17 protein-coding genes, 3 pseudogenes and 1 CRISPR repeat array are annotated in these 26056 nt (G+C 67.9%); of the genes and pseudogenes, 9 read left to right on the top strand and 11 right to left on the bottom strand.

Features of this window, described 5'->3' with window-relative positions; all coding sequences use genetic code 11:
• The 4 genes from AC0693_RS38110 to AC0693_RS38095 all read left to right on the top strand — a co-directional run.
• Window positions 1-1046, top strand: a 1046-nt coding sequence (locus AC0693_RS38110; protein WP_478804520.1) for a Mu transposase domain-containing protein, incomplete at its 5' end; no start/stop codon positions are given.
• 3 nt (window positions 1047-1049) lie between these two features.
• Window positions 1050-1871, top strand: coding sequence for an IS21-like element helper ATPase IstB (gene istB / locus AC0693_RS38105; RefSeq protein ID WP_478804519.1), 822 nt, complete (start codon window positions 1050-1052; stop codon window positions 1869-1871).
• A 33-nt stretch (window positions 1872-1904) separates the two neighbouring features.
• Window positions 1905-2291 carry a hypothetical protein gene (locus AC0693_RS38100; RefSeq protein ID WP_422517648.1) on the top strand — a complete coding sequence of 129 codons (387 nt, stop codon included), beginning with the start codon at window positions 1905-1907 and terminating at the stop codon, window positions 2289-2291.
• Between the two features lie 728 nt (window positions 2292-3019).
• Window positions 3020-3295: direct repeats of the CRISPR family, unit length 30 nt; unit sequence GTGCACCCCGTACGCGCGGGGACGGTCCCG.
• Window positions 3296-5040: 1745 nt separating this feature from the next.
• Window positions 5041-7704 (top strand): P-loop NTPase fold protein, encoded by a 2664-nt coding sequence (locus AC0693_RS38095; protein WP_478804518.1) that lies wholly within the window; start codon window positions 5041-5043, stop codon window positions 7702-7704.
• 266 nt (window positions 7705-7970) lie between these two features.
• On the opposite strand, the gene AC0693_RS38090 is transcribed toward AC0693_RS38095, so the two are convergent.
• From AC0693_RS38090 to ku, 4 genes are all read right to left on the bottom strand, one after another.
• A complete protein-coding gene (locus AC0693_RS38090; protein WP_478804517.1) occupies window positions 7971-8861 on the bottom strand; it encodes a hypothetical protein in 891 nt (296 codons plus the stop codon).
• Window positions 8862-9551: 690 nt separating this feature from the next.
• The gene (locus AC0693_RS38085) at window positions 9552-9932 is read right to left on the bottom strand and encodes a toxin Doc (protein ID WP_478804516.1); all 381 of its coding nucleotides are present in this window, start codon (window positions 9930-9932) and stop codon (window positions 9552-9554) included.
• A gap of 3 nt (window positions 9933-9935) precedes the next feature.
• The gene (locus AC0693_RS38080; protein WP_478804515.1) at window positions 9936-10181 is read right to left on the bottom strand and encodes an antitoxin MazE7; all 246 of its coding nucleotides are present in this window, start codon (window positions 10179-10181) and stop codon (window positions 9936-9938) included.
• Between the two features lie 66 nt (window positions 10182-10247).
• On the bottom strand, window positions 10248-11240 hold the full coding sequence (ku, locus tag AC0693_RS38075) for a non-homologous end joining protein Ku (protein ID WP_478804514.1): 993 nt from the start codon (window positions 11238-11240) through the stop codon (window positions 10248-10250).
• Window positions 11241-11413: 173 nt separating this feature from the next.
• On the opposite strand from ku, the gene AC0693_RS38070 reads away from it, so the two are divergent.
• Both AC0693_RS38070 and AC0693_RS38065 read left to right on the top strand, forming a co-directional pair.
• Window positions 11414-14860 (top strand): DNA polymerase III subunit alpha, encoded by a 3447-nt coding sequence (locus AC0693_RS38070; protein WP_478804521.1) that lies wholly within the window; start codon window positions 11414-11416, stop codon window positions 14858-14860.
• Window positions 14861-14865: 5 nt separating this feature from the next.
• Entirely contained in the window at window positions 14866-15927 is a 1062-nt protein-coding gene (locus AC0693_RS38065; RefSeq protein WP_478804513.1) for a DNA polymerase Y family protein, read from the top strand.
• A gap of 1942 nt (window positions 15928-17869) precedes the next feature.
• On the opposite strand, the gene AC0693_RS38060 is transcribed toward AC0693_RS38065, so the two are convergent.
• The 3 genes from AC0693_RS38060 to AC0693_RS38050 form a co-directional block, all read right to left on the bottom strand.
• Complete coding sequence (locus tag AC0693_RS38060; protein ID WP_478804512.1) at window positions 17870-18910, bottom strand: DUF3800 domain-containing protein; 1041 nt, start codon at window positions 18908-18910, stop codon at window positions 17870-17872.
• A 135-nt stretch (window positions 18911-19045) separates the two neighbouring features.
• Complete coding sequence (locus tag AC0693_RS38055; protein WP_478804511.1) at window positions 19046-20071, bottom strand: PIN domain-containing protein; 1026 nt, start codon at window positions 20069-20071, stop codon at window positions 19046-19048.
• A 770-nt stretch (window positions 20072-20841) separates the two neighbouring features.
• Complete coding sequence (locus tag AC0693_RS38050; RefSeq protein WP_478804510.1) at window positions 20842-21195, bottom strand: hypothetical protein; 354 nt, start codon at window positions 21193-21195, stop codon at window positions 20842-20844.
• A gap of 843 nt (window positions 21196-22038) precedes the next feature.
• On the opposite strand from AC0693_RS38050, the pseudogene AC0693_RS38045 reads away from it, so the two are divergent.
• From AC0693_RS38045 to istB (AC0693_RS38035), 3 genes and pseudogenes are all read left to right on the top strand, one after another.
• Window positions 22039-22098: pseudogene (locus AC0693_RS38045) on the top strand (hypothetical protein); the annotation flags it as partial.
• A 253-nt stretch (window positions 22099-22351) separates the two neighbouring features.
• Window positions 22352-22651 (top strand): annotated as a pseudogene (locus tag AC0693_RS38040) (IS21 family transposase); the annotation flags it as partial.
• Window positions 22651-23421: an IS21-like element helper ATPase IstB gene (gene istB / locus AC0693_RS38035; RefSeq protein ID WP_478804509.1), complete on the top strand. Its 771-nt coding sequence runs from the start codon at window positions 22651-22653 to the stop codon at window positions 23419-23421. The pseudogene AC0693_RS38040 and the gene istB (AC0693_RS38035), both read left to right, overlap by 1 nt.
• A 12-nt stretch (window positions 23422-23433) precedes the next feature.
• Here the strand turns inward: istB (AC0693_RS38035) and AC0693_RS38030 are convergent, their stop codons facing one another.
• The 4 genes and pseudogenes from AC0693_RS38030 to AC0693_RS38015 all read right to left on the bottom strand — a co-directional run bounded on the left by AC0693_RS38030 (window position 23434) and on the right by AC0693_RS38015 (window position 25798).
• A complete protein-coding gene (locus tag AC0693_RS38030; protein ID WP_478804508.1) occupies window positions 23434-23697 on the bottom strand; it encodes a hypothetical protein in 264 nt (87 codons plus the stop codon).
• Complete coding sequence (locus AC0693_RS38025) at window positions 23679-24932, bottom strand: ISL3 family transposase (protein WP_478804507.1); 1254 nt, start codon at window positions 24930-24932, stop codon at window positions 23679-23681. The genes AC0693_RS38030 and AC0693_RS38025 overlap by 19 nt, the downstream gene beginning before the upstream one ends.
• Window positions 24933-25072: 140 nt before the next feature.
• Window positions 25073-25336, bottom strand: a pseudogene (locus AC0693_RS38020) (helix-turn-helix domain-containing protein); the annotation flags it as partial.
• 42 nt (window positions 25337-25378) lie between these two features.
• Window positions 25379-25798 carry a hypothetical protein gene (locus tag AC0693_RS38015; RefSeq protein WP_478804506.1) on the bottom strand — a complete coding sequence of 140 codons (420 nt, stop codon included), beginning with the start codon at window positions 25796-25798 and terminating at the stop codon, window positions 25379-25381.
• Window positions 25799-26056: the final 258 nt, after the last annotated feature.

The following is a 26056-nucleotide window of genomic DNA, read 5'->3' as shown; positions in this document are numbered from 1 at the left end:
ACCCGCCAATACCGGGGAATGAACAACATCAACTGACGGACCGGGGGTCAATCTTCAACCGGCCAGGGTGGGTCACGATTCACCCGCCGCCGACATATGTCGGCATCGACCCGGTCGACCGGGTGACTTACGAGCCTGGCCAGATCGCCCAGTGTGACCTGTGGTTTCCCGAGACGAAGGTGCGGGTCGCGCCAGGACAGGAGCGAGTGCTGCCGGTGCTGGTGATGACGCTTGGCTTCTCCCGGTTCATGGCGGCCACGATGATCCCGACCCGGCAGGGTGGCGACATCCTGTCGGGCATGTGGTCGCTGATTCACGGCATCGGCCGCGTCACGCGGACCCTGGTCTGGGACCGGGAGGCGGCCATCGGTGGAACCGGTCGGGTGACCGCACCGGCCGCGGCCTTTGCGGGGACGCTGGGCACCAAGATCAAGCTGGCCCCACCCCGCGACCCGGAATACAAAGGACTGGTCGAACGCAACAACCAGTATCTGGAGACCTCGTTCCTGCCAGGCCGCCAGTTCGCATCCCCAGCCGACTTCAACGACCAGCTGGGCCAGTGGCTGCTGCGGGCCAACGCCCGCACCGTCCGCTCGATCCAGGGCCGACCGGTGGACCTGCTGGAGACCGACTACCTGTCGATGCTCCCGCTGCCGCCGGTCACCCCGCCGATCGGTCTGAACCACCGCATCCGGCTGGGCCGCGACTACTACATCCGCGTCGACACCGTCGACTACTCAGTGGACCCGCAGGTCATCGGCCGGTTCGTCGACATCACCGCATCGCCCGAGACGGTGACCGCGTTCTGCGATGGACAGGTCGTCGCCCGTCACGTGAGGTCCTGGGCCAAGCACGGGGTTGTCACTGACCCGATCCACGCCGCCACCGCCGCACGGATGCGCGAGGCCTTGGCGCTGGACCGCCAGAAACGTGCAGCTGCCACTCGCCACCATCCCGACGGGCACGCGGTCGCCCTGCGGGCCCTACCGGACTACGACGCCTTGTTCGGCGTCGACTTCAACCCACCCTCCACGAAGGCGAAGTGATCCATGACCACCTCCACCCAGGCCAAGCCGGACACTGCGGGATCCTTCCCGAAGGACGGCATGCCATCGATGATCGCCTACCTGACCCGGGTCCTGAAGATGCCCACCGTCGGCGCCTTCTGGGAGGAGCTCGCCGACCAGGCCCGCGACCAGAACTGGTCCCACGAGGAGTACCTGGCCGCCCTGTTGCAGCGCCAGGTCGCCGACCGGGAGTCCAAGGGCACCACGATGCGGATCCGCACCGCGCACTTCCCGCAGGTCAAAACCCTTGAGGACTTCAACCTGGATCACCTGCCCTCACTGCGTCGCGACGTCCTTGCCCACCTGGCGACGGGCACCTTCGTCGCGAAGGCGGAGAACGTGATCCTGCTGGGCCCGCCCGGCCTCGGCAAGACTCACCTGGCGATCGGCCTGGGCGTCAAGGCCACGCAGGCCGGCCACTCGGTCCTCTTCGACACCGCGAGCAACTGGATCGCCCGCCTGGCCGCAGCCCACCAGGCCGGCCGGCTGGACGCCGAACTGAAGAAGATCCGACGCTACAAGTTGATCATCATCGACGAGGTCGGCTACATCCCCTTCGACCAGGACGCGGCGAACCTGTTCTTCCAGCTCATCGCCTCACGCTACGAACAAGGCTCCGTGATGGTCACCTCAAACCTGCCCTTCGGACGGTGGGGAGAGACCTTCTCCGACGACGTTGTCGCGGCCGCGATGATCGACCGACTTGTCCACCACGCCGAGGTCCTCACCCTGACCGGTGACTCCTACCGCACCCGCCAACGACGCGAACTGCTGGCAAAGGGAGACCGGACGCACCAGGACTGATCGAATTCTTCCCGCCCAGGCAATGATGAGGGCGTGACGGACGAACGAAGCGAACCCACAGCCCTGATTGCGCAGAGGATGCGCAGGGCACTCTCAGAAGCTCTCTGGGATCCCACCGGCGATCCTGCGGCGGCCGTCGAGGTGCTAGCAGCCATGGTCGAGGGAGTCTGCGGGAGAGCCACTACCGCCGACGAGGACCTGCAAGTCTTGTTCGAGTCGGAGCCGCTTTCCTCGGCCTACCTGTTCTGCGCATCGCTTCAAAAGTCACTGAGCCTGGACTACCTGCGGCAGCACCCTGACTTTCGCGAGACCTCGCCAGCCGAGCATCTGGACCACATCCGCCCCAACCTCCCCCAGTTCCACCAGCGGCAGCAGGAGGTCCTACAGCTGATCGACGCAGAGTTCCCACAGCAAATTTGATCTTGACAGATCTCAACGACGAGCAACCGGGGGTCAAGTTCCGGGAGCGCGTGGGGGTCAAGATTCACAGAGCGTTGACACCTCCAGTACGTGGTCCAGGGGGAGTGCACCCCGTACGCGCGGGGACGGTCTCTGGTGGGAGCGTGACATCAACGGCCGGGTGGCGTGCACCCCGTACGCGCGGGGACGGTCCCGAGGACTGCAACCACGGCGACCGGTACGAGGAGTGCACCCCGTACGCGCGGGGACGGTCCCAAGGTGTGGAACCTGCACGCCGACGGCATCGGGTGCGCCCCGTACGCGTGGGGACGGTCCTAGGGGAGGGGTCTGCGCCTCCTGCGCGGCGGCGTGCACCCCTGTACGCCGCGGACGGTCCCTACGTGGCCGGCCGGTGGGACCGAGCCGCGGGAGGGCGCGGCCCCTATGCGTGCGAGGAGCACCGCCGGTATGATCATGACCAGCTCACACCTGTCCAGTCGTAGCGGCTGGGCCAGTCCCCTGGAGCAGGGGCTGTAACGCCCGTGGACTGCACGTAAGACCCCGACTGCCCGCAAGGGCGGGCGAGGCACGCAGGAGGAAGCGGGAAGACCCGGCAACGGGTCACCCTGGGAGGGCAACCTTCCAGCCGTCCCCATACATCCATAGTGCGTACAAATGCCACCAATGCCCGACTCCCGACAAGTGGTTGGAAGCGGCGGGGCTCCCGCAGAGCCCTGCAGGTCAGGGAGGGTGCACCCCGTACGCGCGGGGACGGTCCCGACACCGCGTCGTAGGTCGCGCGCACCCCGCCCGTGCACCCCGTACGCGCGGGGACGGTCCCGGGCGCTTCATCACGTGGGAGCACATCGCTGAGTGCACCCCGTACGCGCGGGGACGGTCCCGATCAGTAGGCCGTGTCCTCCGCGTTGGTTCTGTGCACCCCGTACGCACGGGGACGGTCCCATGTCGCCGAGGGACTCGTACTCGGGGCCGGCGTGCACCCCGTACGTGCGGGGACGGTCCGGGCCGGTGAGAGTGAGCCGCAGGATGGCACGCCCCCTGCACGCGCGAAGAACACCGCCCGTATGATCATGACCAGCTCACACCTGTCCGGCCGTAGCGGCTGGGCCAGTCCCCTGGAGCAGGGGCTGTAACGCCCGTGGACTGCACGTAAGACCTCGACCGCCCGTTAGGGCTGGCGGGGCGAGCAGGATGAAGCGGGAAGACCCGGCAACGGGTCACCCTGGGAGGGCAACCCCCCAGCCGTCCCCACACATCCATAGTGCGTACAAATGCCACCAATGCCCGACTCTCAGCAAGTGGTTAGAAGCGCCGGGGCTCCCGCATAGCCCTGCAGGTCAGGGAGGGTGCACCCCGTACGCGCGGGGACGGTCCCTGATCCAGAGCGGTGAGAACCCCAGTCCTACCGTGCACCCCGTACGCGCGGGGACGGTCCCTCATCAGGCAGGCCAGGACCGTTGGCATGTTCGTGCACCCCGTACGCGCGGGGACGGTCCCGGCGCAGCCGACTCCACCGCTGCGGCGCTCGGGTGCACCCCGTACGCGCGAGGACGGTCCCTTCGAGCGACGGTGCGGGCTTGGGGATGACGGGTGCACCCCGTACGCGGGGACGGTCCCTTCTTGCCGATGGTGAAGGCCCCGGGCGGCATGTGCACCCCGTACGCGCGGGGGCGGTCCCTCCACAGTGATCGCGCGGGACTGACGCGAGAGGTGCACCCCGTACGCGCGGGGACGGTCCCTCCACAGTGATCGCGCGGGACTGACGCGAGAGGTGCACCCCGTACGCGCGGGGACGGTTCCGAGTGCGTGGAAGTCGCCCCACTCGGGGCCTGGTGCACTCCGTACGCGAGGGGCGGTCCCATGTCGACGTCGTACGTCGTCCACAGACCAGTGCACCCTGTACGCGCTGGGATGGCCCCAAGGCGGATCCGAGCTGTGGGAGGTCCTCGCTTTCGGGAGACCACCCCTGACTCGCGCTTGCGCTCTGTACGCGCGAGGAGCGCCGCCGGTATGATCATGACCAGCTCATACCGTCCAGCCGTAGCGGCTGGGCCAGTCCCCTGGAACAGGGGCTGTAACGCCCGTGAACTGCACGTAACTGCCGGTTTCTGATCCCGGGCCGTCGGCCTCTCGCTACCCTTGGGAACAGGGCCCTCCAGGCCGCGTTCGCGGTCGTCAACGCCACCCCGCGGTGAATTAGACCAGGGTGAAGTTGACCGTGGTCACTCCAACCTCCGGCGGCCCCAGGAGTCCCGTTCGCGGAACCGTCACCGTGACCTTTCTGCGAACGGCCGGACCCCACCTGTACTTCCACTTTTCGCCGCTGACCTGCGCGGACGGGCATCAGAAACAGGCAGTTAGTCACCTACAGCGTCAGGCTCTTGGTCCTGGCTCTGGCCCCGCATCGATCACCACCCGCGGAATGGGTATCAGGGGCCGCGACGGCATCGGCGCCATTCTCTGCGCTCGAAGTAGCGCGTTCCGGCCACCAGCGGAGGTCTGCCTGCTAGCAAGGCCCGAGCGGCGTTAACATCCGCGAGCCGAAGACCTGGGGGGAAGGCCGAAACGGATGCCGAGCTTACTCAACACACACTGGCTGCCCCCTGTGCTGCATCTGGTACGGCTCTTTGCGGCACCGAGCCGAGACGATATCTACGAGAAGTGCATTGAGGCGGCACTCGACGACCCTCCGCGCGCACGCAAGCTCGGAATGAGGCCGGGAACCTCCCGGCACGATGTCCTACGCGAGATGTACACCCACATGTACAGCACCGCGGCTCACGCCCAGGCCGGCGGCGCTGAGAAGACCGCGTACGACCATGCGCTGGACGGCCTGGAAAGGGCCCGGGACAGACGGCAGGCGGCAGCCGACGAGTCGGAGTGGAAATGGCAGATCGTCTGCACTCTGCTGCCAGCGGTCAGTCTCACCGTGCTCATCACCAGCGGCTTCCTGGCCTTGCTGATCGTTCTCATCACCGGGACACTGCTGACTTTCGCTCTCGCCTGGGCCGGCACCACCGCCTGGCTCAACCTTCGCTACTGCCTCCTCGCCGGAGCACTCGGCATTTCCTGTGCCGTGGCCCGGGTCGAACTCGGATTCCGAGCCGTGGCCTGGGGAGTGACCCTCCACGACAACGGCGTCGTCCCCGTAATGGACGGCATGATCCGCCACCTCATGGGAGAGGACCCCGACTCCCTCTTCGTCCCAAACGGCACCTCAAAAGGCCTGCGCGCGCCCAGAGCACCCGGCTTCGTCGTCCCCACCGAGGCGATGGAACAGCTGCAGCGCAAGCTCAGCCACCTGGACGAAGGCACCATCGCCGTTTGCGGCCCCCGCGGCGTAGGAAAGTCCACGCTGCTGGAGCACGCCGTCGATCAGGCCGACTTCGGTTTTGTGGCCCAGGCTCCGGCCACCTACGCTCCGCAAGACTTCTTGATCTCCCTATCGGTTCGCCTGTGCCAGGACTACATACGGTTCGAGGGCTACACGGCACCGGAATTCGCCCGGCTCTCACCATTCCACCGGACGCTGAAGAGCGCAGGCCGCCGGATCAGGGCCCTGAGCCGATGGTCTTCGTTCGCCCTTCCCGCTGCGGCCCTACTGGTTCTCGGTGTCTCACAATCGGGCCGCTCGCTCTACGGCCAGTACAAAGACGCCGTCTCCGACTTCGCGGGCACTGTTGCCGATGCCACCAAGGACTGGGTTCTCAACGTCTGGAGCGGTCACTCTGTCGTCACCAGCGTCGTGGTCATCGTCGTGGGCATGGCGTGGTGGCGCTCCCGCCATGATCCCTGGATCCCCCGCACCTTCGGGAGGATATGGGACAGATTCAGCCCCCTGTTCGGAGCGTTGATCGCCTTCGCAAGCCTGTGCAGTGTTGTCATCGACCCCCAGATCCGCGAGCTGGCGCTCCAGGTCCCCGGCACCACTCTTCTCACCGCGGCAATCCTGACCATGGCGTGGTTCTACTCGCTCGCCGCATGCCACTCAGAACGGCTAGCCGACCTTCACCTCGACTTCGGCCATCGCACGGTCTATGCCCGCGACGTCTGCCGACTCCTCGCCACCTGTTTGGGCATCAACCTCCTGTACTACCTGGTCACCACCCGCTCGACCCACGCCATCCTCGCGGACGCGCAGAACCCGCTGCGGCTCGCCGGACTGGTCATCGGCACCCTGCTCGCCCGAGCGGCAGGATGGCGGCCCCAGCCAGCCAAACCCCACCTCGTCACCCGCTGCGAAAACCACCTCTACCGCCTGCAGACCAACCAGACCACGACCAACACCCTCTCCAACAGCACCGCTCAGATCGGCAGCTCGCACGCCACGTCCATCTCCACGATGCCGCCCAACTTCCCCGCCTTGGTCGAAGAATTCCGAGGGCTCCTCACCGACATCGCCGACACTCTGGCTCGCCGGAAGAAACGCGTCCTCATCGCAATCGACGAAGTCGACCGGCTCGGCTCCGACGCCCAAGCCCTTGCCTTCCTCGCAGAGATCAAAGCCATCCTTGGCATTCGCCACGTCTACTACCTGATCTCTGTCGCCGAAGACGTCGGCGCTGCATTCGTCCGCCGCGGCCTACCCCACCGGGACGTCACCGACAGCTCCCTCGATGACATCATCCACGTCGAAGCCTGCACCCTCGCAGAAGCCAAGACCATCCTCGACGAACGCTCCGACAGCCACACCCCCCACACCGCGCTCCTGGCCCACAGCCTCTCCGGCGGCCTCTTACGAGACCTGCTGCGCTACGGGCTCCAGATCGAAGAGATCGAAGCCAAAACCCGCACCCATGAACTTGCCTACATCGCGCGCGAACTCATCCTCGAAGAACTCTCCGAAACCCTCGCCGGCTTCCGCACCCTGCTCGGCAAACAGCAATGGACCCAGGACAGCAGCGGCATCCTCAGCGATTTCCGTACACTCTGCGGCCACCTCAAGACCGCACCGTGCGGCTGCTCCGACGGACCGCTGCTCCAAGCCCTCGCAGAGTTCGCCCACCGGCCCACGAACGCCCGCCCCATCCACGACGGCATCACTGACAACGCGCGCCAGCTCGTCGACGAAGCCGCCGCCTACAGCTACTTCTCTCTCACCCTCCTTGAAATCCTTGCTGCCCCCAGCCTCGACCGCCGCAGCGAAGACGCCATCGCCCAAGGACCCTACGGAGCCCACGAACGGCTCGCCGAAGCCCGCCTCGAACTGACCATCTCCCCCTACAGCGCACGCACCCTCATCACCCACATACGTAAAGCGTGGTCCCTCAACGACAGCCCTCACACCGACATCATGGACAGCCTTCTACGCCGACACTCCTGCGTCCTGCACGCATCAGACTCCTCCCGCCGCAGAAACTCAGGCGGCACCCCCGGCACCCCCGGCACCCCCAGCCCGCCGAGCACAGGCTGACAGCGCACAGCCTCGTCAGAAGCTGACCTCTTTCGTTGTGCCGTGGATATCGGCAGTGACCAGCTTCGACGTCGACATCGTCCTGTAGATGTTCTGGGATGCGACGGTAGAGCCGAGCAGGATGGCACGTTGCCGTATCAGCCGAAGACGGCTCGATCCGCATATGTCTTTCCTGTGCCGGCCGCACCGTGGATGACGCCGGCGGCGTCGTTCTTCACGAGGTCAGCGACGATGCGTTGCGATGCGCGAGCTGGAGCCGAACGCACTCAGAACGGCGCGTGCGGGGCGAAGAAGGTCATCTCGTTGTCGAGGAGATTGCGCAGTAGGAGGGCGGCCTCCCACAGTTCCTGCGACGCGGAATCGTGCCTGTAGTAATCCCAGACTCTGAGGTGGTGAATCTTGTTCTGTTCGGGGACGCGAGACGGCTTGTCCACGGCAGTGAACACGACGCCGATCCGTGACGTCGATCGCAGCGCGTCGTACAGCGCGTCCGCGTACTCATCGCCGCGGCCAGGACCTACCCAGCTGGTCGGGATGTGTATGAACAGGCACCCGACCTTGTCCTTGGGTAGTTGCTTAGCCGCACCCTTCACTGTGTTGAGGATGGTGGACGGGGCAAAGGGCGTGTTGTCCTGCTTGTACTTCACTTCGACGGGGATGTCACCGATCTTCGGCAGGTGAAGAAGTATGTCGAAGTCCTGCCCCTTGATCTTGGACTCCATCACTCTGGTGACGCCGGCGGGCATGCACATCAGGGTGTGCAGGACGTCCGCCTCGAAGAGTGCCGAGGCGGCTTCGTTCGTCCTGGTGTACTTGAGGAAGTCGGAGAACCAGGGTTCGCTCTGGAACTCGTAGACCCTTCTGGCTAGCTCTTGGCGCTGGCGCGCCTGCCGCTGCCAAGGGTCGAAAGCCTCCTGCTGATCTGCAAGGGGGAACTTCCTCTTCACCCACGCGGCGTCGGAGACGGATTCGAGGAAGGTGGTCGCAGCGGTCACAGCGACCTGGCTGTCGTCTTCCGCCGTTCCCGGCTGGAGCATGGCCGCTTCCACGCTCCGGTGCTGCTGGTCGTTGTAGACCGCCCACGCGGTCTCCTCATTCGGAAAGTTGCGGACGGGGTGAGCCTTCAACCACGTCGCGAACGTTGGTATTTGGATCATTCCCGGACTATAGGGGCACCCGTTGTGTCTCTGCTGGGCTTTCCCTAAACCACCGATTCAGTTCGCGCTTGATGTGGGGCACCCCCCCCCCACGCCCGCAGCCCGACCGGGTCAACCCACGACGCCGACGTCCGGTAACTCCGGGGGGCCGGGCCCGCGCCGCTGCGCCGCAGATCGGCGTACAGCCGGGCGGGCACCCCGGGTTTTGCCCGGCACGCGCCGGACGCTTGGAGTGCTGCTCATCTGGTGGAGCCCGATCGTCGAACACACCTGGTTCGCCCCACCGGCGGGAACCGGGCGACACCCCCACCCGCCTCGGGAATGAGTGATCTCGTGACTGGTCCTGACGCCTGACACCGACACCACCGCGCGCGGTGCTCGCAGGTCCGGGCGGAGACAGAGCTGTCACTGCCTGTTTCTGATGCCCGTCCGCGCAGGTCAGCGGCGAAAAGTGGAAGTACAGGTGGGGTCCGGCCGTTCGCAGAACGGTCACGGTGACGGTTCCGCGAACGGGACTCCTGGGGCCGCCGGAGGTCGGAGTGACCACGGTCAACTTCACCCTGGTGAAAATCACCGTGGGGTGGCGTTGACGACCGCGAACGCGGCCTGGAGGGCCCTGTTCCCAAGGGTAGCCAGAGGCCGACGGCCCGGGATCAGAAACAGGCAGTTCACCGGCGAGGGCGCGTCTGCTCAGGAACTGGGGCGCAGCGAGCGCAGTCGGTCGGCGACGTCGTAGACGTTCAGGCGGAGGGCGCGGATGTCGTTGATGAGGTCGCGCCAGGGTTCGAAGGTGTCGTCCACGGTCTTGCCGGAGGCCTTGATGTAGGCGACGGCGACGCCGTATGCGAAGTATTCGTTGCGGGCCGGCAGCGGGCGCAGGAGCACGATCTGTTCCAGGAGGGCGGCGGCCCGCCAGTAGGCGTCGGGTTCGTCGGTGGCCAGGGCGGGGGTGTTCACGCGGTGGCGGGCAACCGCGGCGACCAGGCCCGAGTAGTCCTGAACTCCCAGGTCTTTGCCGAGGAGTTCTTCCTGCCGGTCCAGGAGCCACCGGATGTCGATGTGCAGTTCCAAGGGTCAGGCCGCCCGGCGCGAGTTCGCGGACGTCGGGAGGCCGCCGTACTCGGTGTCGAAGGCGTCGGCGATGCCCGGCTTGCTGACGGCTTCGCGGAAGGCGGCGGTGGCCCGGCCGAGGGCGAGCTGGTTCTCCTCTTCGATGGCGAGTTCGGCGAGGTAGGCGCGGACGCTCTTGCCGTGAGCGGCCGCGAGGGCGGCGAGACGGTCTCGGGTCTCGGAGTCGATCTTCACGGTCGTATCTGCCATGTTCCCGAGTATGCACCTTTGAATACCTTTATGAATACCTTTTCGAGGCAACGAGCCCGAGGCCGTTCACCGCCGGGCCGAGGCCAGCGCCTTCACGAGGTCGTCGCGCGTCATCTGCGAGCGTCCGGGGACGTTGGCGGCGGCGGCCTTCTTGTAAAGGTCTACCTTCGTGAGGCCAGCCAGGTCCTGCTCGGGCACGGAGCTGATTCGCTTCTTGGCGGTGGGCTTCTTGGGGGCCGCCGTCGTGCCGGATGCGGTGGCCTTGCCGACGGCCGGTTTGGGGGTGCCTGCCCGTTCGACGCTGGCGCGAAGAGCCTCCATAAGGTCGACGACGCCGGTCGGCTCGGCGGCGGGTTCGGCCTTCTCGACGGTCTCGCCTGCCTGCTTGGCGTCGATCATGGCAACGACCTTCTCCTGGAAGGTGTCGTGGAACTCGCCGGGGTCCCACTTCATGCTCAAGGTCTCGATGAGCTGCTCGGCCATCTTCAGCTCCTTGTCCGAGGCCTTGGCCCTGCCAGGAAGGTTGTCGAGCTCCTTCTTCGGGTCCCGGATCTCGTCGGCCCAGTGGAGCGTGTGGAGGGTCAGGAGGCCGTTCTCGGCCTTGAGAGCGACGAGGTACTCGTGCTGGCGCATCACGAACATCGCGATGCCCGCCTTGCCGGCCTTCGCGAGGGCCTGCTCCAGCAGGCTGTAGACCTTCCCGTACTCCTTGCCTCGCGGCCCGAGGTAGTAGGTCTTGTCGAAGAAGATCGGGTCCACCTCGGCGAGGTCGACGAAGCCGCTGATCTCCAGGGAGCGGGAGCGGCCTGGTGCGATCTCGTCGAGTTCCTCTGGTTCGACCAGGACGTATTCGCCGCCGGTGTCGTAGCCCTTGACGATGTCGTGGAGTTCGACCTCCTTGCCGGTGCGTTCGTTCACCCGGCGGTTGCGTATCCGGTCGGAGGTGCCGCGCTGGAGCTGGTGGAAGTGGATGGTGTGGCTGTCGGTGGCTGTGTAGAGGCCCACGGGCAGGCTGACCAGGCCGAATGACAGGTTTCCGGCCCATACGGGACGAGCCATGATCGCCACCTCCTCCGCGACACCGTGGTCCTTCCAGCTGACGCCGTCGACCCGGTGATCGCATCCCTACTTCGGAGTAGTCGATTCGCGCTGTTCGATTTTAGTTCGATACCGTGGAAGGAGAAGTTCCAGCCATATCGGCTGAATTTGTTCGTCTGTGGGAGGTGGGCATTATCGGCGTTCACCTCCACGTGGCGAGCGGCTACTCGGCCCGCTACGGCGCCTCCCACCCCCACGACCTGGTGCGACGCGCCGCTGAACGGGGCATCGGCGTGCTGGCGCTGACCGACCGGGACACCGTGACCGGCGCGGTGCGCTTCGCGAAGGCGGCCACCGCCGCCGGGATCCGGCCCGTCTTCGGCGTCGACGTCGCCGTCGCCGCCTGCGCCCCGTCCCGTCCCGGTTCCACGGCCCGCACCCGTACGCCGGCACGGGGCGGCGCCCACGTGGTGGAGCCGCCGCTGCGGGTCACGCTGCTCGCGCGGAACGCCGCGGGGTGGTCGCGGCTGTGCCGTCTGGTGTCGGCCGCGCACGCGGGCGCGGGGGCCGGACCGTCGGTGGTGTCCTGGGAGACGCTCGCGCGGTACACGGACAACGAGCTGCTGGTCCTGCTGGGGCCGGTCTCGGAGCCGGTGCGCGCCCTGTCGGCCGGGCGGCCGGACCTCGCCGAGGATCTGATCGCCCCGTGGCGGGAGCTGGCCGGTGCGAACCTGCGGTTGGAGACGGTGTGCTGGGGTGTGCCGGGCACGGGGCCGGGCTCGCTGCGGCTGGCCGCGCGCACGCTCGGTCTCGCCGATCAGCTCGGTGTCCCCGCGGTGCTGACGAACGCGGTCCGGTACGCCGACCCCGGCCAGCACCGGATCGCGGACGTGCTGGACGCGGGCCGACTGCTGCGACCCATCGACCGCCGGATGCTGGACTGCGGCGAGCGCTGGCTGAAGGACTCCGCCACGATGCAGGCCGACGCGGAGTGGATCGCGCAGGCGTCCGGCGCCGGACAGGGACGCGCGGCCGCGCTGCTGGCCGAGACGGTGCGGGCCGGGGAGGAGTGCGTCCTGGATCCGGTGGCCGATCTGGGTCTGGGGCGGCCGCATTTTCCCGAGCCCGAGGTCGTCGGTGCCGAGGTGGGGTCGGGCGGGGCGATGCGGCTGCTGCGCCAGCGGTGCGAGGCGGGCATGTTCGCGCGCGGTCTGGACCGGGACCGGCGTGCGGTGGAGCAACTGGAGTACGAGCTCGGGGTGATCGGGACGCTGGAGTACGAGGCGTATTTTTTGGCGGTCGCCCAGGTCGTCGCGGATGTCCGCGCGATGGGTATCCGGGTCGCGGCCCGCGGGTCGGGTGCCGGGTCGATGGTCAATCACAGCCTGTTCGTGGCGACGGCGAACCCGCTCGACCACGACCTGCTCTTCGAACGCTTCCTGTCGGTACGGCGCCGGTCTCTGCCGGACATCGACGTCGACGTGGAGTCCGCACGCCGGCTGGAGGTCTACGACCGGATCATCGAACGCTTCGGCACCGCCAGGGTCGCCGTGACGGGCATGCCCGAGACTTACCGGGCCCGGCACGCCCTGCGCGACACCGGCCTCGCGCTGGGCATCGCACCGCAGGTGATCGACCGGATCGCGAAGTCGTTCCCGCACATCCGGGCCTGTGACATCCGCAGCGCGCTCGCCGAGCTGCCCGAGCTGAAGCAGCTCGCGGCGGAGGCCGGCTCGTTCGGGCCGTTGTGGGAGCTGGCCGAAGGGCTGGACGCGCTGCCGCGGGGGATCGCGATGCACCCGTGCGGGGTGATCCTGTCCAGCGCGACGCTGCTGGACCGGCTGCCGGTGCAGCCGACGCCGGGCGGGTACCCGATGGTCCAAGCGGATAAGGAGGACGTCGAGGACCTCGGCCTCCTCAAGCTCGACGTCCTCGGCGTACGGATGCAGTCCGCGATGGCCCACGCCGTCAAGGAGGTCCGGCGCACGACCGGACGGCAGATCGACCTCGACAACCCCGACCACGTCCCCCTCGGCGACCCGCGCGCCTTCGACCTCATCAGGGCCTCCGACACGGTGGGAATGTTCCAGCTGGAGTCCCCCGGACAGCAGGACCTCGTCGGCCGGCTCCAGCCGCGCGACGTCCAGGACGTCATCGCTGACATCAGCCTCTTCCGGCCCGGGCCGGTCAAAGGCGGCATGCCCGCGCTCTACATAGCTGCCCGTCACGGCGCCGCCCCCCAATACCCGCACCCCGACCTGATCCCGGTTCTGGCCTCGACGTACGGAGTGACGATCTGGCACGAGCAGATCATCGACATGTTCGCCGTCCTGACCGGATGCGACCGGGCGCTGGCCGAGGTCGCCCGCCGTGCACTCGCAGACAAGGAGCGTCTGCCGCAGGTGGAGGCCTGGTTCAAGGGCGAGGCCGGCGGCTGCGGCTACTCCCCCGCAGTCCTGGACGAGGTGTGGGAGATCATCAGGGGGTTCGGAGCGTACGGCTTCTGCCGCGCGCACGCGGTCGCCTTCGCCGTCCCCGCCCTGCAGTCCGCCTGGCTCAAGGCCCACCACCCGGCTGCCTTGTACGCCGGGCTGCTGGAGCACGACCCGGGCATGTGGCCGGCGCGGGTCATCGTCTCCGACGCCCGCCGCCACCACGTGCCCGTCCTGAACGTCGACGTGAACCGTTCCGCCGCCGACTACCGGATCGAGCAGACCGAGGGCGGGACGTGGGGGGTGCGGCTGTCGCTGTCGTCGGTGAAGGGGATCAGCGAGGACCAGGTCACCCGGATCGCGGCCGGACAGCCCTACAACAGCCTCCAGGACTTCTGGCAGCGGGCCCGGCCCGCCCTGCCGATCGCCGAGCGCCTCATCCAGATCGGTGCGCTCGACGCGCTGCGCGGCCCGCTCACCCGCCGCGATCTCCTCCTGCAGGCCGCTGAACTCCACGCGCACACCCGCGCCCGTCCCGCCGACGGCCAGCTCCCCCTCGGCGGGGAACTCGTCACCGCCGACCCCTCGGGCCTGCCGGAGATGACCAGCCGCGAAGCGCTGAATGCCGAGATCAGCGTGCTGTCCATCGACGTGTCCCAGCACCTGATGACCCACCACCACCGGCTGCTCCGAGAGGTCGGCGCCACCGACGCCGCCCACCTCAAGGCGATGTACCCCGGGCAGCAGGTCCTGGTCGCAGGTGTGCGCGCCTCCACGCAGACCCCGCCGATCCCGTCGGGCAAACGCGTCATCTTCGTGACCCTGGAAGACGGGGCCGGACTCGTCGACATCGCGTTCTTCGAGGACAGCCACGATGCCGTCGCCCACACGGTCTTCCACTCCGCGCTGCTGCTCGTCCGGGGCACCGTCGAAGCCCGCGGCCCGCGCCGCACCATCGTCGGGCAGATGGTATGGGACCTGGAAGAACTCGCCGCAGCGCGCCGCGACCACGGCCCCCAAGCCGTCCTCGCCCTTCTCGGCCACAGCCGGCTCGCCCCCACCCCCGCGCAGAGCGGCGCCGCCACCCGGACCCTGGCGAACGGCACCACCGGCGCCCGCCTGCACCCGTACGCCGACCTCCAACCTGCCGGCAGCCGGGCCGCCGACCTCAAGTCCCTCGGCTACACCAGCCCCGGAAGCCCCGGGTGAACACCATGAACCAGCGCCTCATCCTCCACGCCCACTTCCACCTCCCCCACCCCGGCGACACCGACTTGTACGCACAGCTCCTGGCCCTCACCGAGGGCATCACCCCACGCGTCCAGGCGCTCGCACCCGACGCCGCACACCTCGACATCACCGGAGCGCTGCGCTACTGGAACCGCGACCCCGCAGAGGTCGCCGCGCTCCTTCGGCTGCGGACACTGGCTCTGCACGGCGTGCAGACGACATGCGCGATCGCCCCGAACCGGATGCTCGCCACGATGGCGGCCGCGGCCACCCCGCCCGGCATGACCACCGTCATCGGTGCGGGCGACGTCCAGCGGTGGCTGCGGCCCCGCCCGGTGGCATCGCTCTACGGGGTCGGCCCGGCGACTGCGGGCAAACTGCGCACCTACGGCCTGCACACCATCGGCGACATCGCCGACACCCCCGTGCCCACCCTCGTACGGCTCTTCGGCGCCGCCGCCGGCCGGGCCTTGCACGCCCACGCCCGCGGCCAGGACCTGCGCACCGTCCAGACTCAGCCGATCGCAAAGTCGCTGGGCGCGGAGCGGGTTTTCGAGCGCGACGTCCTGGACCCGGCCGAGCACCGCCGAGCCCTCCTCTCCCTGGCCGAGGAAGTCGCGGCCGGCCTGCGCGACGGGCGGCAGGCCGCCGGCGGCCTGGCCCTGTCAGTGCGCTACGCCGACCGCAGCTCCAGCACCCGCAGCCGCACCCTCACCGAAGCGAGCGCCCACACCCGGACGATCGCCACCTCCGCATACGAGCTGTACGACCTTCTCGCCCTCCAGCGCGCCCGCGTCCGCGGCATCAGCCTGCGCGCACAGGACCTCCGCCCGGCCAGCGAGGCCACCCAGCAACTCACCCTCGGCCGCAACGACGACCGCGCCCTGGCCATCGAAGCGGTCACCGACCGCGCCCGCGCCCGCTACGGCCCAGGCGCCCTCCGCCCCGCCGCCCTCGCCATCAGCACCAAACGCGCCAGCAAGGGAATACCCCGAGCCAAAACGCTCTTGCCAGCGCTGCCGCCGTCCGAAGGGAACCGGCCATAACCATCCCCCAGACCTCAACCAGAGCGCCCGCCCTCAGCTGCGCCCCGGCCCAGATCGGCCCCTGCGCGAAGTGACCTGTTGACTGCACTATCCAGGCGGCGCGGCCGACAACTTCTTCGTCCGTGCCAGGCGGCGACGAGCGATCACCCATTTTCTCGTCTCTGAGTCACTCACGCCGCATGCCCTTAGGAACGCGCACAGCAGGGAAACCGAGGGCAGGTGCGTCCCCCGTGCCCGCAATGCAAGCGACACTCCGGTACGCGGCAGAGTGGGTCTGCCATGGTGATCCCTGCCGCCGCGGGCTTCGAGTTGGCGAAGCGTCGGAGCACCGGCTCGGGCATGAATGCGTCGCAACTCGGCAGCGAGCTGCCCTCTTGTACGGACAGCCCTCGGGCTGCGCCCCCTGGAGCCATGCAGGGCCCAAAGAGCTCGGTCCTTTCGTGCTTCAGACCAATACTTCCGTGCCTCTTCTGAGGACCCACCGCAGACTTCGGCGAAGGCGACCGCTGTGCGCTCGGACATCCAGCCCACGCCTGCCCCGGCGCGACGGAATGTGCTGGTGCTGATGTACATTCCCCGCTTGCGGCTCGCGCGAGACATCTGCTCGTAGCTGAGTCCCGCTGCGGACCTGAGTCTGCCCAGCCAGTAGACGAGATGGGTGTCACCGGGGGACATAGGGGCGGCATCCGGCTCAGCTTGCTCACCGAACCAAATCAAGCTCATCAGGGGGTGATCGGCCTGGTCCCGAATGGCTTGGATGATGTCGTAACGGTCAGGGCGGTGGTCCGTCACCTCTGCGACCCCGATCCGGAGCGCGCGGCCAGACAGATACCCCTCAGCGGAGCCAGCATGGTCGCAGCCCCGGCGCACAGCGCGGTCAGGACAGCCGGGATGGGCCGGCCGGACCATGTCAGCAGAGTGACGGACAAGATCAAGCTAATGAACACTGCCGCCTCAGCCGGTGCCAGCGCGCAGGGCGCGGACACCGCGGGCTCGTCAACCGCTGGCGCACTCGGCACGTCAGGCGTGAGCACAGGAAAGCCTCCAGAGAGCGTGGTTAGGATGGCGCACTGCAGCGCCTGCGCCCCGCAGACCCAGTTCCGATGGGACTGCTGCGGCTGGCCAAACCGATGTTGGCAGCCTTCCAGCCAGCCCTCCAGCCAGCCTGAAGCAACCGTGCAAGGAAGGGCTCGGGGCTCGTGATGACGTGCCTGTTCAGAAGGGGTCCGGAGGGCGACCGCCCCCGAATGCGGGTCATCTCTGTCCCGTTTGGGAACACGCAGCTGTGCACACCGGGAAAAACCGAGGAGCGCACGCGCAGACCATCGCTGCGGTCGTTCCCGTAACGCAGCGGGAAACTGGGATCACCCGCCCATTGAAGGCGCTTCCTGAAATCGGCCACCCGGTACTCAGGGCGGCTCCAGACCTGCTCACCGAGTCTCCCCAGCAACGCGCGAGCTGACCTGCGGTCGCGCGGCACAGCGGAGGGGCCGGCCGATAGCCAGCCAGGTCCAGGGGCGGGCTGAGCTGTCCAGGGTGGGCGAAGCCCAGCGCGAAGCGCCGCCGAAGGCGCCCTTGACCGCTCGGCACGGCCCGCACACTGCACGGTCGGTCGGCCCCGACTCCACCACCTGGACTGCGCTCCCGATCACTCCCCACTCAGAGAGGGAGCAAGTGGGGCGAGGAGTAGGGGTGGTCGTTTCCAAGAATCGCCATCACCATCGGCTTCTACTCCTCAAACCGGCGTAGTGCAGAGAGGCCGACAGCCCTGTTGCCGCTGCGGCGTCGGAACGAACTCGCTCTGCGTCCCGTGCCTTACCGCATTCCAGCAGGCCCAGCAGAAGCCCTAGCCGGGGCTTGCCCTTCCAGGCCCCGTCTTTTGGGAGTACGTCGACGACGGCGAGAAGTGGAGGACAACGCCACCGAAGGCATCGGATTTTGATCAAGCCCCGCCAGCCTCGGTGCGCTCCCGCCATATGGCCTCGCAGTTCTCCGCGCTCACAGGCCATATGGCGTCGACCAGCCAGGGGCGCACCGTCCCTTCCAGTTCCTCCGAGAAGCGGTCCCCTCCCCCTACGGCCAAGTGCGCAGCCCACTGCCGTACTGCGCCGGCAGCCCAATCCGCGAGTTGTAGCTGCGGGTGGTCTCTGCTGTCGGCGAACTCGATCTGGGTGGCGGGGAAGGGCTTCATGAACTGCCCGGGCCGGGCCAGGTCGAGATGAGTCATGCGCAGGATCGCTGCGTTCCGGTCTATGACCTTTGAGGTGTCGTGAACAAGTCGAAACGGGCCGATGGCTTCCCCGAAGGTGAGGCCCAGGCAGTACAGCGATGGCACCGCCGGGTCGAGCAGATCGCGCTCTCGACCAGCCGCGATGTCGGCGGCGGTCTCGGCGGCGATGCTCCGCGAAAAGGTCAATAGATCAACCAAGTCGCCGAAATCGGCATGCTGCGATGGCACCGACCGCCTGTATGCGGCCAAGGCCGCGAACAGATCGCCCGTCGCGTTCAGCTGTCGGACCCAGTCCACGAAGGCCTGAAGTAGCTGCTGATAGGCAACGGCGTCCCCGAGGACCGGCCCGCCCATGTGCAGCATGTCCGCCAGGGCCAGAGCCTTCTTGCCCTCATACAGATTGGTGTCGGCTGCGCCCGTCAGCGGTTCGATCAACACGTCGACCATCTTTGTCATCACCATGAACCGCTTGTCCACCACGTAGCTGCGGGTGCTCCCCTCCGGAAGCTGTTCGAAGGCCCGCATCAGTGCCTTTCGGCCTCGTGCAGACCGCGCGAGGGAGCTGTACTTGGGCTCTCCTTGGGCGGGCGGGAGCTGTGCTCGAACTTCGTCCACGAGGGCGCCCGCGACCTCATCGGGGAGGTGGATCCCCGCAACAGTGAACACCGGCTGGTTTGGGTCGAGCAGGTTTGGGCCCGAGTTCGACGACTCGTCCGCGTAGACGACGGGGGACGGTATCTGCGGCTCGTTCATCTGCTGAGCATGCCTGCCTGGAGCGGTAGACGACATAGCCGCCCCCCTGGTGTGGACGGTCACGTAACACCGTGGCATGGGTGTCGTTGGCGCCCGGCTGTCGGGGCCGCTCCCCCCTTGTCGGCGCCGGTCCGGCTACGGGCCACCGAGGCGGCCGACCTGCCAGCGCCCCCGCCCCGAGACGTCCGCGAACATCGGGTGTGCGGTCAGTACACCCCGGACGGCCGCCATCTGCTCGGCGTGACTCGTACCAGGGGCGTGCTCGCCCAGGCGATCCACTATCGCCGTGCGGGTTAGGGGATCCGGGGAACCGACCAGCGTCCGGGCGACCCGGTGCAGCAACGTGTCCCCAGGCATGCCCCGCTCCGCCTGACGCCACCGGTCCTCACCTTGGGTGTGCTTCACCTCAAGTGCCTCCAGGCCCTTCCAGGCATGCTTCAACACCACGTGCAACGTCCGCTGCTGCTGCACGGGGACGCGCGGACGTGGGTGCCTCCGATCGTGCCAGACCAACGCCCCGACCGCCGTGCCCGCCAAGGCCACAGCTGCCACCGTCTGCCGAACGCTGAGATGCTCGGTCGCCTGATTCACCACGGCCTTGACCAGGCGACCGGTCACATTCGTCAGGACACCGGCCTGCCGTTCCAGGTCGGCCATCCGGCCCTCTGTCACCCCCACCTTCCCCAAGGCCGCGCGCAAGGCGACGTAGTCGGCATCAGCGAGCCCGCTGGCGACCAGGTCCTTGTCGGTCCCGATGGTGACCACCGGGGCGATCACCCCGGCCAGCAACAGCATCGGCACGTCCGAGGCATCCCGCCCCGCGAGCACCTCAGCCTCCCGGGTCATGGGCAGGTCGGCGGCGTCCACGACCCACAGGACGGGCAGGTACTGGGAGTGCCACAGCGCCAGCGCCCGCCCCAGGTCGAACCGCCCGCCCTCGCGGTGCCGGTCGCCCAGCACCCGCGGCACCTCCTCCCACACGTGGACCGGGATTAGGCACCGCACCGTCCCCGCCTGCGCCCCGGCCACGATCGACGACGGGTCCCGCCGCCGGGTGGCCGCGATGACGTCCGAGGTCAATACGGAGGTGTCCAGCAGTGCGCGGCGCAGCGGCCCGCGCTGATACAGGGTGCGCCGTCTGGACGGCACCAGCTCGCTCATCCGCGCATCGTAGTGCGGGCGTTGACCGGCTGGCTTAGGATTCCGGCCCCCCTGAAAGGCGCCGTTCAGGCTGGAAGTGCGGCGGCCTGTCGGAGATGACCGCTACCGTTGCTGGCACGACCCGGCCAGCCGCGTACTGCCGGTCGCCGCTCAGCCCGCGCCCACGCCGCGGGCATCCCCGAGACGGGGGTGGCCAAGGTCTCCCGGGGCCCGCGTAGATGATCATCAGGGCACCCCTGTGCCCTGCACTTCCTTCTATGGCCCCTGACGTACGGCCGGAGGAGCGTGGGCCTGACCGGCTGGGAGACGTCATGCCGAAGAAGCAGCCCACCGCGGCGAAGCGCTGACGGACGGGCGTCCGGTCCTGGTCGTCGCGGCCGAGTGGGAGGAGGCCGGGCCGCCCGTCGCCTACCTCGTCCAGGAGCTGGTGCCGGGCAGCCACGGCAATGTCGGGCGCCTGGTCCCGAGGCTGGCCGGCGGCCGGAAGCTGGTCCCCGCCGCCGGGTGCCTGCCGTACGCGTCGGCCCGACCGACCTCACCGGGCGGTAGCGGTCCCGGCATGCATTCCATGCCCCACTTGGACGACCACCGCACCGATCCGGCGCCGGTGGAGAGCCCCCTGAGCCCGGATCAGGTGCGAGTGTGCCTGGCCCACCACGAGGCCGCGCTGCGCCGGGCGCCGCGCGTTGAGAAGCACATCGTTCATGTCCATCGGGACACCAGGAGGGGCTGCAGGGTTCCGGTTGACCCGTCCCACCCGAGGACGGATGTCAGGATGTGGGAGGCGCGTAGGTGATACCGACGTCCCCAGCGCATGTCGCGGCGAGAGCCACCACCTGCCAGATCACTTCGGGGACGCCCTTCCGGGGCCCGTCACAGGCGTCGTTGAGGAGGTCTACGACCAGCGCCACGGATGCGTCGTCCGGCCCGTGAGCCACGAACTTGACCTCCTGCGCCGACCAGGGCTGCTCTCGGGGCGCCGCGAACTCCACCAGGGCGTGGTAGGCCACGAAGTCTCTGCCGTCCTGGGTGAGGACGAGCGTGCCCGACTGGAGGTCGAGGCCGACCCTCACTTGGGGGTCCTCCTTCGTCACGACGGGGTTGCCCGTGGCGCTCAGCTCCATGCTTCTTCTCCAAGGGGGAGGCGGGACGGGATCGTGACCGAGCATCGCATCCGGCTGTCTCCCATGGGCGCCGGTTGCCCAGAAGGCCAGTAAGCAGACGTACTGGGACGCTAGTGATCCATTCAAGGCAGGAGGCGGAAACGGTCCTCCGCGTCGAGTGCAACCGCTGGCCGTGCAGCCATGTCTTCTCTGGCATGAGGCTCACCCGGCGACCACGAGCAGCCGCGGACAATCGAGAGCTGCGGCTGTCGAGGGTCGGAATAGCGTTGTCCCTGGCCTTCGTGGCTGCGGTCCTGGTCTCCGGCAGCGTCTTCTTCGGGCTGGTGCATCTGCTGGACTTCCAGGAAATCGACAAGACCGCGAGGCTAGACGCTCTTCGACCTGGTGAAGCTCTCCTTCGGCGTCGTGGCCGGGGCTGGCGCACTCGTCGCCCTAGTTGTCGCCTACCGCCGCCAGCGCGTCGACGAGGCGGGCGCCCACCGCGAGGCCACCCGCCTCCACACCGAACGCTTTTCACAAGCCGTCGACAAACTCGGATCCGACTCACCCGCCGTCCGACTCGGCGGTGTTCATGCCTTGGCCGGCCTCGCCGACGACGCCCCCACCCAAGACCTGCGCCAGACATGCATCGACGTTCTGTGCGCCTACCTGCAGCTCCCGTTCACCCCCGACCCTGGCGAAGACCCGACCCATCAGGAGGAACACCACCGCTACCTGGCCTTCCGCAAGGTCCGGCACACCATCTTGCGCCTCATCGGCGACCACTACCGACGCCCCCAGGGGGCCCACCGCTCCTGGCAGGGCTGCGATCTCGACCTCACCGGGGTCACCGTCGACTGTGATATGGACTTCGGCGGCGCGACGTTCTCCGGCAGCGCCGTGTCCTTCCGCTACGCGACGTTCTCTGGCAGCAACGTGTCCTTCCGCTACGCGACGTTCTCCGGCAGCAACGTGTCCTTCCGCTACGCGACGTTCTCCGGCAGCAACGTGTCCTTCCGCTACGCGACGTTCTCCGGCAGCAACGTGTCCTTCTTCCGCGCGACGCTCTCCGGCGGCGCCGTGGACTTCACCGGCGCCACGTTCTCTGATGGCACCGTGTCCTTCAGCGACGCGACGTTCTCCGACGATGGCAGCATGTACTTCGGCAACGCCACGTTCTCTCTACCGGCTCCGCGCCGCCCAGGGGATCCTCGGGCTGAAGAAGAAGTACGGCGACGCGAGGCTGGAGGCCGCCTGCGCGAGGGCCATCACGGCCGGAGACCCGTCCTACCGCACCATCAAGGGCATCCTGATCGCCGGCACCGAGACCGATCCGGAGCCCGAATCGAGCGGAGACGCGGGAGCCGCGGCCTTCCTCCACGGGCCCCAGCGACTTTTCGCCTCCGTCGCCCCGTCCGAGACGGCGGATGAACTCCACGACAACCAGGTCCACGGCGAAGCTGAGGGAAGCATCTGATGAGCGTGATGGACTCTGCCCTGCGTGAGTCGCTGAAGTCGCTGCGGCTCTCGGGCATGCTGGAAACCCTCGATGCCCGCCTGGCCCAGGCCCACGGCGGCGAACTCGGGCACCTCGACTTCCTCCAGGTCCTCTGCCAAGACGAAATCACCCGCCGCGAAACCGTTGCCTTCCAACGGCGCCTGACACGGGCGAAGTTCGAGCAACAGGTCACCCTGGAGGAGTTCGACTTCACCGCCTCCTCGAAGCTCCCGGCCGCCCAGATCCGCGACCTCGGAGCCCTGCGCTGGCTCCACTCCGGCGAGTCGGTCATCCTCTTCGGCCCGGTCGGGGTCGGCAAGACACACGTCGCCCAGGCCCTCGGCCACCTCGCCGTCCGCCAGGGCGCGAACGTCCGCTTCGCCAAGACCAGCCGGATCCTCGCGGACCTCGCCGGTGGCCACGCGGACCGCACCTGGGACAAGCGGATCCGTGAACTGGTACGGCCCGACGTGCTCATCCTCGACGACTTTGCCATGCGCCAGCTCGGCGCGGCCCAGGCCGATGACCTCTACGAACTGGTCAGCGAACGGCAGGGCCGGTCCCTGATCATCACCAGCAACCGGGCGCCCAGCGACTGGTATCCGCTCTTCCCCAACCCTGTCGTCGCCGAGTCGCTCCTGGACCGGCTGATCAACACCAGCCACCAGGTCATCATGAACGGCCCCAGCTACCGCCCGAACAAGCGACCCAAGAACCCCACCGACAAGCCCGTCAAGCCACTCACCTGACGACCCGGCCGGTCAGAATTCGGCGTCGGCAGGCCGCTGATGCCCGCACGGCGCCGGATTGCCGATCTTGTCGAAGACCTCGGCGTCACTTCCCGAATTCACCCACACCGTGATGCCCTGATCATGAACGACGACATTGAACGGCGACTCCTCGGGCTCCGTCTCGATCACGACGGTGAACTCCTCACCCGGACGCATCCAGTGATCAGTTCCCCACGGCTCCACCCAGAGGCAGAGCAGGCTGCCCGTCTCGTTGCTCACGCTCGTCTTCGACACGCAGGCACTCTAACGAGCAGCATCGTCGGCCCGAGACGCCTGGGCCACGATCGGGAGCCTGGGGAATTACGTGAACTTCTGCCTGGGGAATTACGTGAGCGTCCACACAAGGGAACGATCTCCTCCCAGAGCTTCCAGGCGTTGGTGCAGCCCTCGTCCCAACGTTCGTCCAGGTAGGCCTTGTACTCGTCGAGGACGGAGGTCCTGTTGTGCTGCCACTGGCCGCGAAAGAGGTCTTCCGGCTTCGCAGCGTCGGCGAGGCTCTTGACGGTGCGGTGGGTCATCTGGAGCTGACGCCCGATGGAACGGCGGCTGTGGCCGGCTTCCAGCAGCGCGTGGACCGTGGCGTGCCTGGCTCGAACACGGTTGGCGAACCGCTCGCTCCGCCATGGAGAGTCCGCCTTCTCCTCGGGCGGCGCCGGTGGTTCGGCCTTCGCCTCGCGATCGGGGACCAGGACGCGAAGGCACTGGCGGTGTCGGGCGACAGCCCGCTCGGCGGCTTCCCCGAGGTTGTGCCACAAGTGCCAACGGTCGGCGACCTGCGTCGCCTGGGGTGCCCCGGCAGTAGCGCCTTCTGCGAAGAACGGCGCGCGGTCCCGGCAGACGACCTCGATCCCTGGCCGCCGGGCGAGCCAGGCGGTCAGGCTCGATGCTTCTCGATCAGGCAGGAGATCAATCGGACGGCGGGTCTCGACGTCCACCAGGACAGTGCCGTAGCGGCGGCCCTTGCGGGTGGCGTACTCGTCGACGCCGACCACCCGAGGCGTCGGCACCTCCGGCTCGGGCAGCGCCTCGACCAGGCGCAAGACCGTACTCCGGCTGATGGACATGCCGAGCACGGCAGCCAGGCGGGCGCCGGCTCGACCTGCCAGGGCGAGGCCGACGGCGGTCAGGACGGAGCGCAGTCGCTCGGTGCGCTGGCCATGCCTGCGGGTGAGGCCGGATATCTGCTCCACGAACGTCTGACGTGGGCGCTTGGTGTTCCCGCACCGGAACCGCCGGACCCGCAGCTGAAGTCCGACGCTTCGTCCGGCGCTCGGGACATCAGCGAGAAACCGCAGGTAGGTGCTGTGCACCCGGGTCGAGCAGACTCCGCATCCGGGACAGGCGGCGCCGACCGTGGTGCACTGTGCGTCAAGGCGCACCTTCTCGATATCCACGTCCACCGACAGCACCGCGATGTCCGCGACCGCCGGGAACAACAGCTCCTTCAGCCGGAGTGCAACGTCTTCCACGGCCCGGACTGTCAGCCCACCGGCACTGACCACCGTCCATTTTCGGGCGACTTCGCATACCGTCCGGAGACGCTCAGCCGTCACTCACCGTGGCCACTGCACGAAAGCTGAGCCAGAACCCTTCGACGTGTACAAAGCCACCCGAGGTGGTCGATGATCCGGTCTGCGGCCGATTTCGAGATGCCGAACAGCGGGGCGATCTGGCGCATGGTCAAGTTCGTGCGCCAGTAGGCCGTGACAAGCAGAATGCGATCCTCAAGTGGGAGCCCCCCGGGCCGCCCACGCTGAAGTCGGGCAGCGGTCTCGCGCCGCACGGTGGTCACCAGCCTGCGGAAGCAGCGCGGGCTCAGCCCGGTGAAGGGACCTATCCAGGACGGCACCGACGCCGTGATCACTGCACTCACGCCGAGATCGTTTCACCTGGAGTCGACCGGGACGGGCGTGGGTCAAGTACGGAGCCCGAGGTGCCGGTCCAGCTGACCGCGCAGACGCGCAGAAGCCCCACGGAGAGTCCCGAGTTCTCGCACTTCTGCCGCCGCGAGTTCCTTCCGCCCAGCCAGCGCGAGCACGGCGGCATAGGGCCGTTCACCTTCGGCGAGCTTCGCCGCCACGGCATTACGGACGCCTCGCAGCACCGCGTGGTCCGCACTCGGATGCTCCGCCAGCAGCCGAAGGAGCCTGTTGTCGTTCCAGGCACTGTCTTGCGCCGTGCTCAGTTCCAGCAGAGTGCCAGGCGCCGTGGCGGGATTGGCGGCCAGCGCCTGCCATACGAAGGGGTACGGACATCGCGCGAGTCGATGCAGTACGGCGCTGTCGCTCTCGGTATGAGCCAGTTCGAGGTAGTCAGCAGGCGTGTGCACGGACATGGCCCCCAGAATCGTCGGGGCAATCATCCTGCCATCAGGGCCCAGTCGCCCGCGCGCGAGGCACTGCCGCAACCGGTCGAAGATCGCTTACGGGACAACCCTTAGACGACGTCTCCGTCGAACAGCCGCGTCGTGGGCGGCACGCCAGCCCGGCGGACCTCTTACTGATCGTTTCAGAATGAGGTTCGGAGTCGGCGGAGGCATATGAGGCTGCAGGCCAGTTCGAGCAGGCCCTGGTGGAGATCGGCGCGTCGTTCG

This window comes from Streptomyces sp. NPDC043876 (assembly GCF_056435825.1).
This window is presented reverse-complemented; position numbering and strand designations above follow the sequence as displayed.

Excerpts from the sequence above, each read along its gene's own strand:
- AC0693_RS38060 (WP_478804512.1), bottom strand. The coding sequence starts at position 18,910 with ATGAACGAGCCGCAGATACCGTCCCCCGTCGTCTACGCGGACGAGTCG.
- AC0693_RS38015 (WP_478804506.1), bottom strand. The coding sequence starts at position 25,798 with ATGTCCGTGCACACGCCTGCTGACTACCTCGAACTGGCTCATACCGAG.
- AC0693_RS38095 (WP_478804518.1), top strand. The coding sequence starts at position 5,041 with ATGTACACCCACATGTACAGCACCGCGGCTCACGCCCAGGCCGGCGGC.
- AC0693_RS38065 (WP_478804513.1), top strand. The coding sequence starts at position 14,866 with ATGAACCAGCGCCTCATCCTCCACGCCCACTTCCACCTCCCCCACCCC.
- AC0693_RS38055 (WP_478804511.1), bottom strand. The coding sequence starts at position 20,071 with ATGAGCGAGCTGGTGCCGTCCAGACGGCGCACCCTGTATCAGCGCGGG.
- AC0693_RS38080 (WP_478804515.1), bottom strand. The coding sequence starts at position 10,181 with ATGGCAGATACGACCGTGAAGATCGACTCCGAGACCCGAGACCGTCTC.
- AC0693_RS38050 (WP_478804510.1), bottom strand. The coding sequence starts at position 21,195 with ATGGAGCTGAGCGCCACGGGCAACCCCGTCGTGACGAAGGAGGACCCC.
- AC0693_RS38090 (WP_478804517.1), bottom strand. The coding sequence starts at position 8,861 with ATGATCCAAATACCAACGTTCGCGACGTGGTTGAAGGCTCACCCCGTC.
- ku (WP_478804514.1), bottom strand. The coding sequence starts at position 11,240 with ATGGCTCGTCCCGTATGGGCCGGAAACCTGTCATTCGGCCTGGTCAGC.
- istB (WP_478804509.1), top strand. The coding sequence starts at position 22,651 with ATGAGCGTGATGGACTCTGCCCTGCGTGAGTCGCTGAAGTCGCTGCGG.
- istB (WP_478804519.1), top strand. The coding sequence starts at position 1,050 with ATGACCACCTCCACCCAGGCCAAGCCGGACACTGCGGGATCCTTCCCG.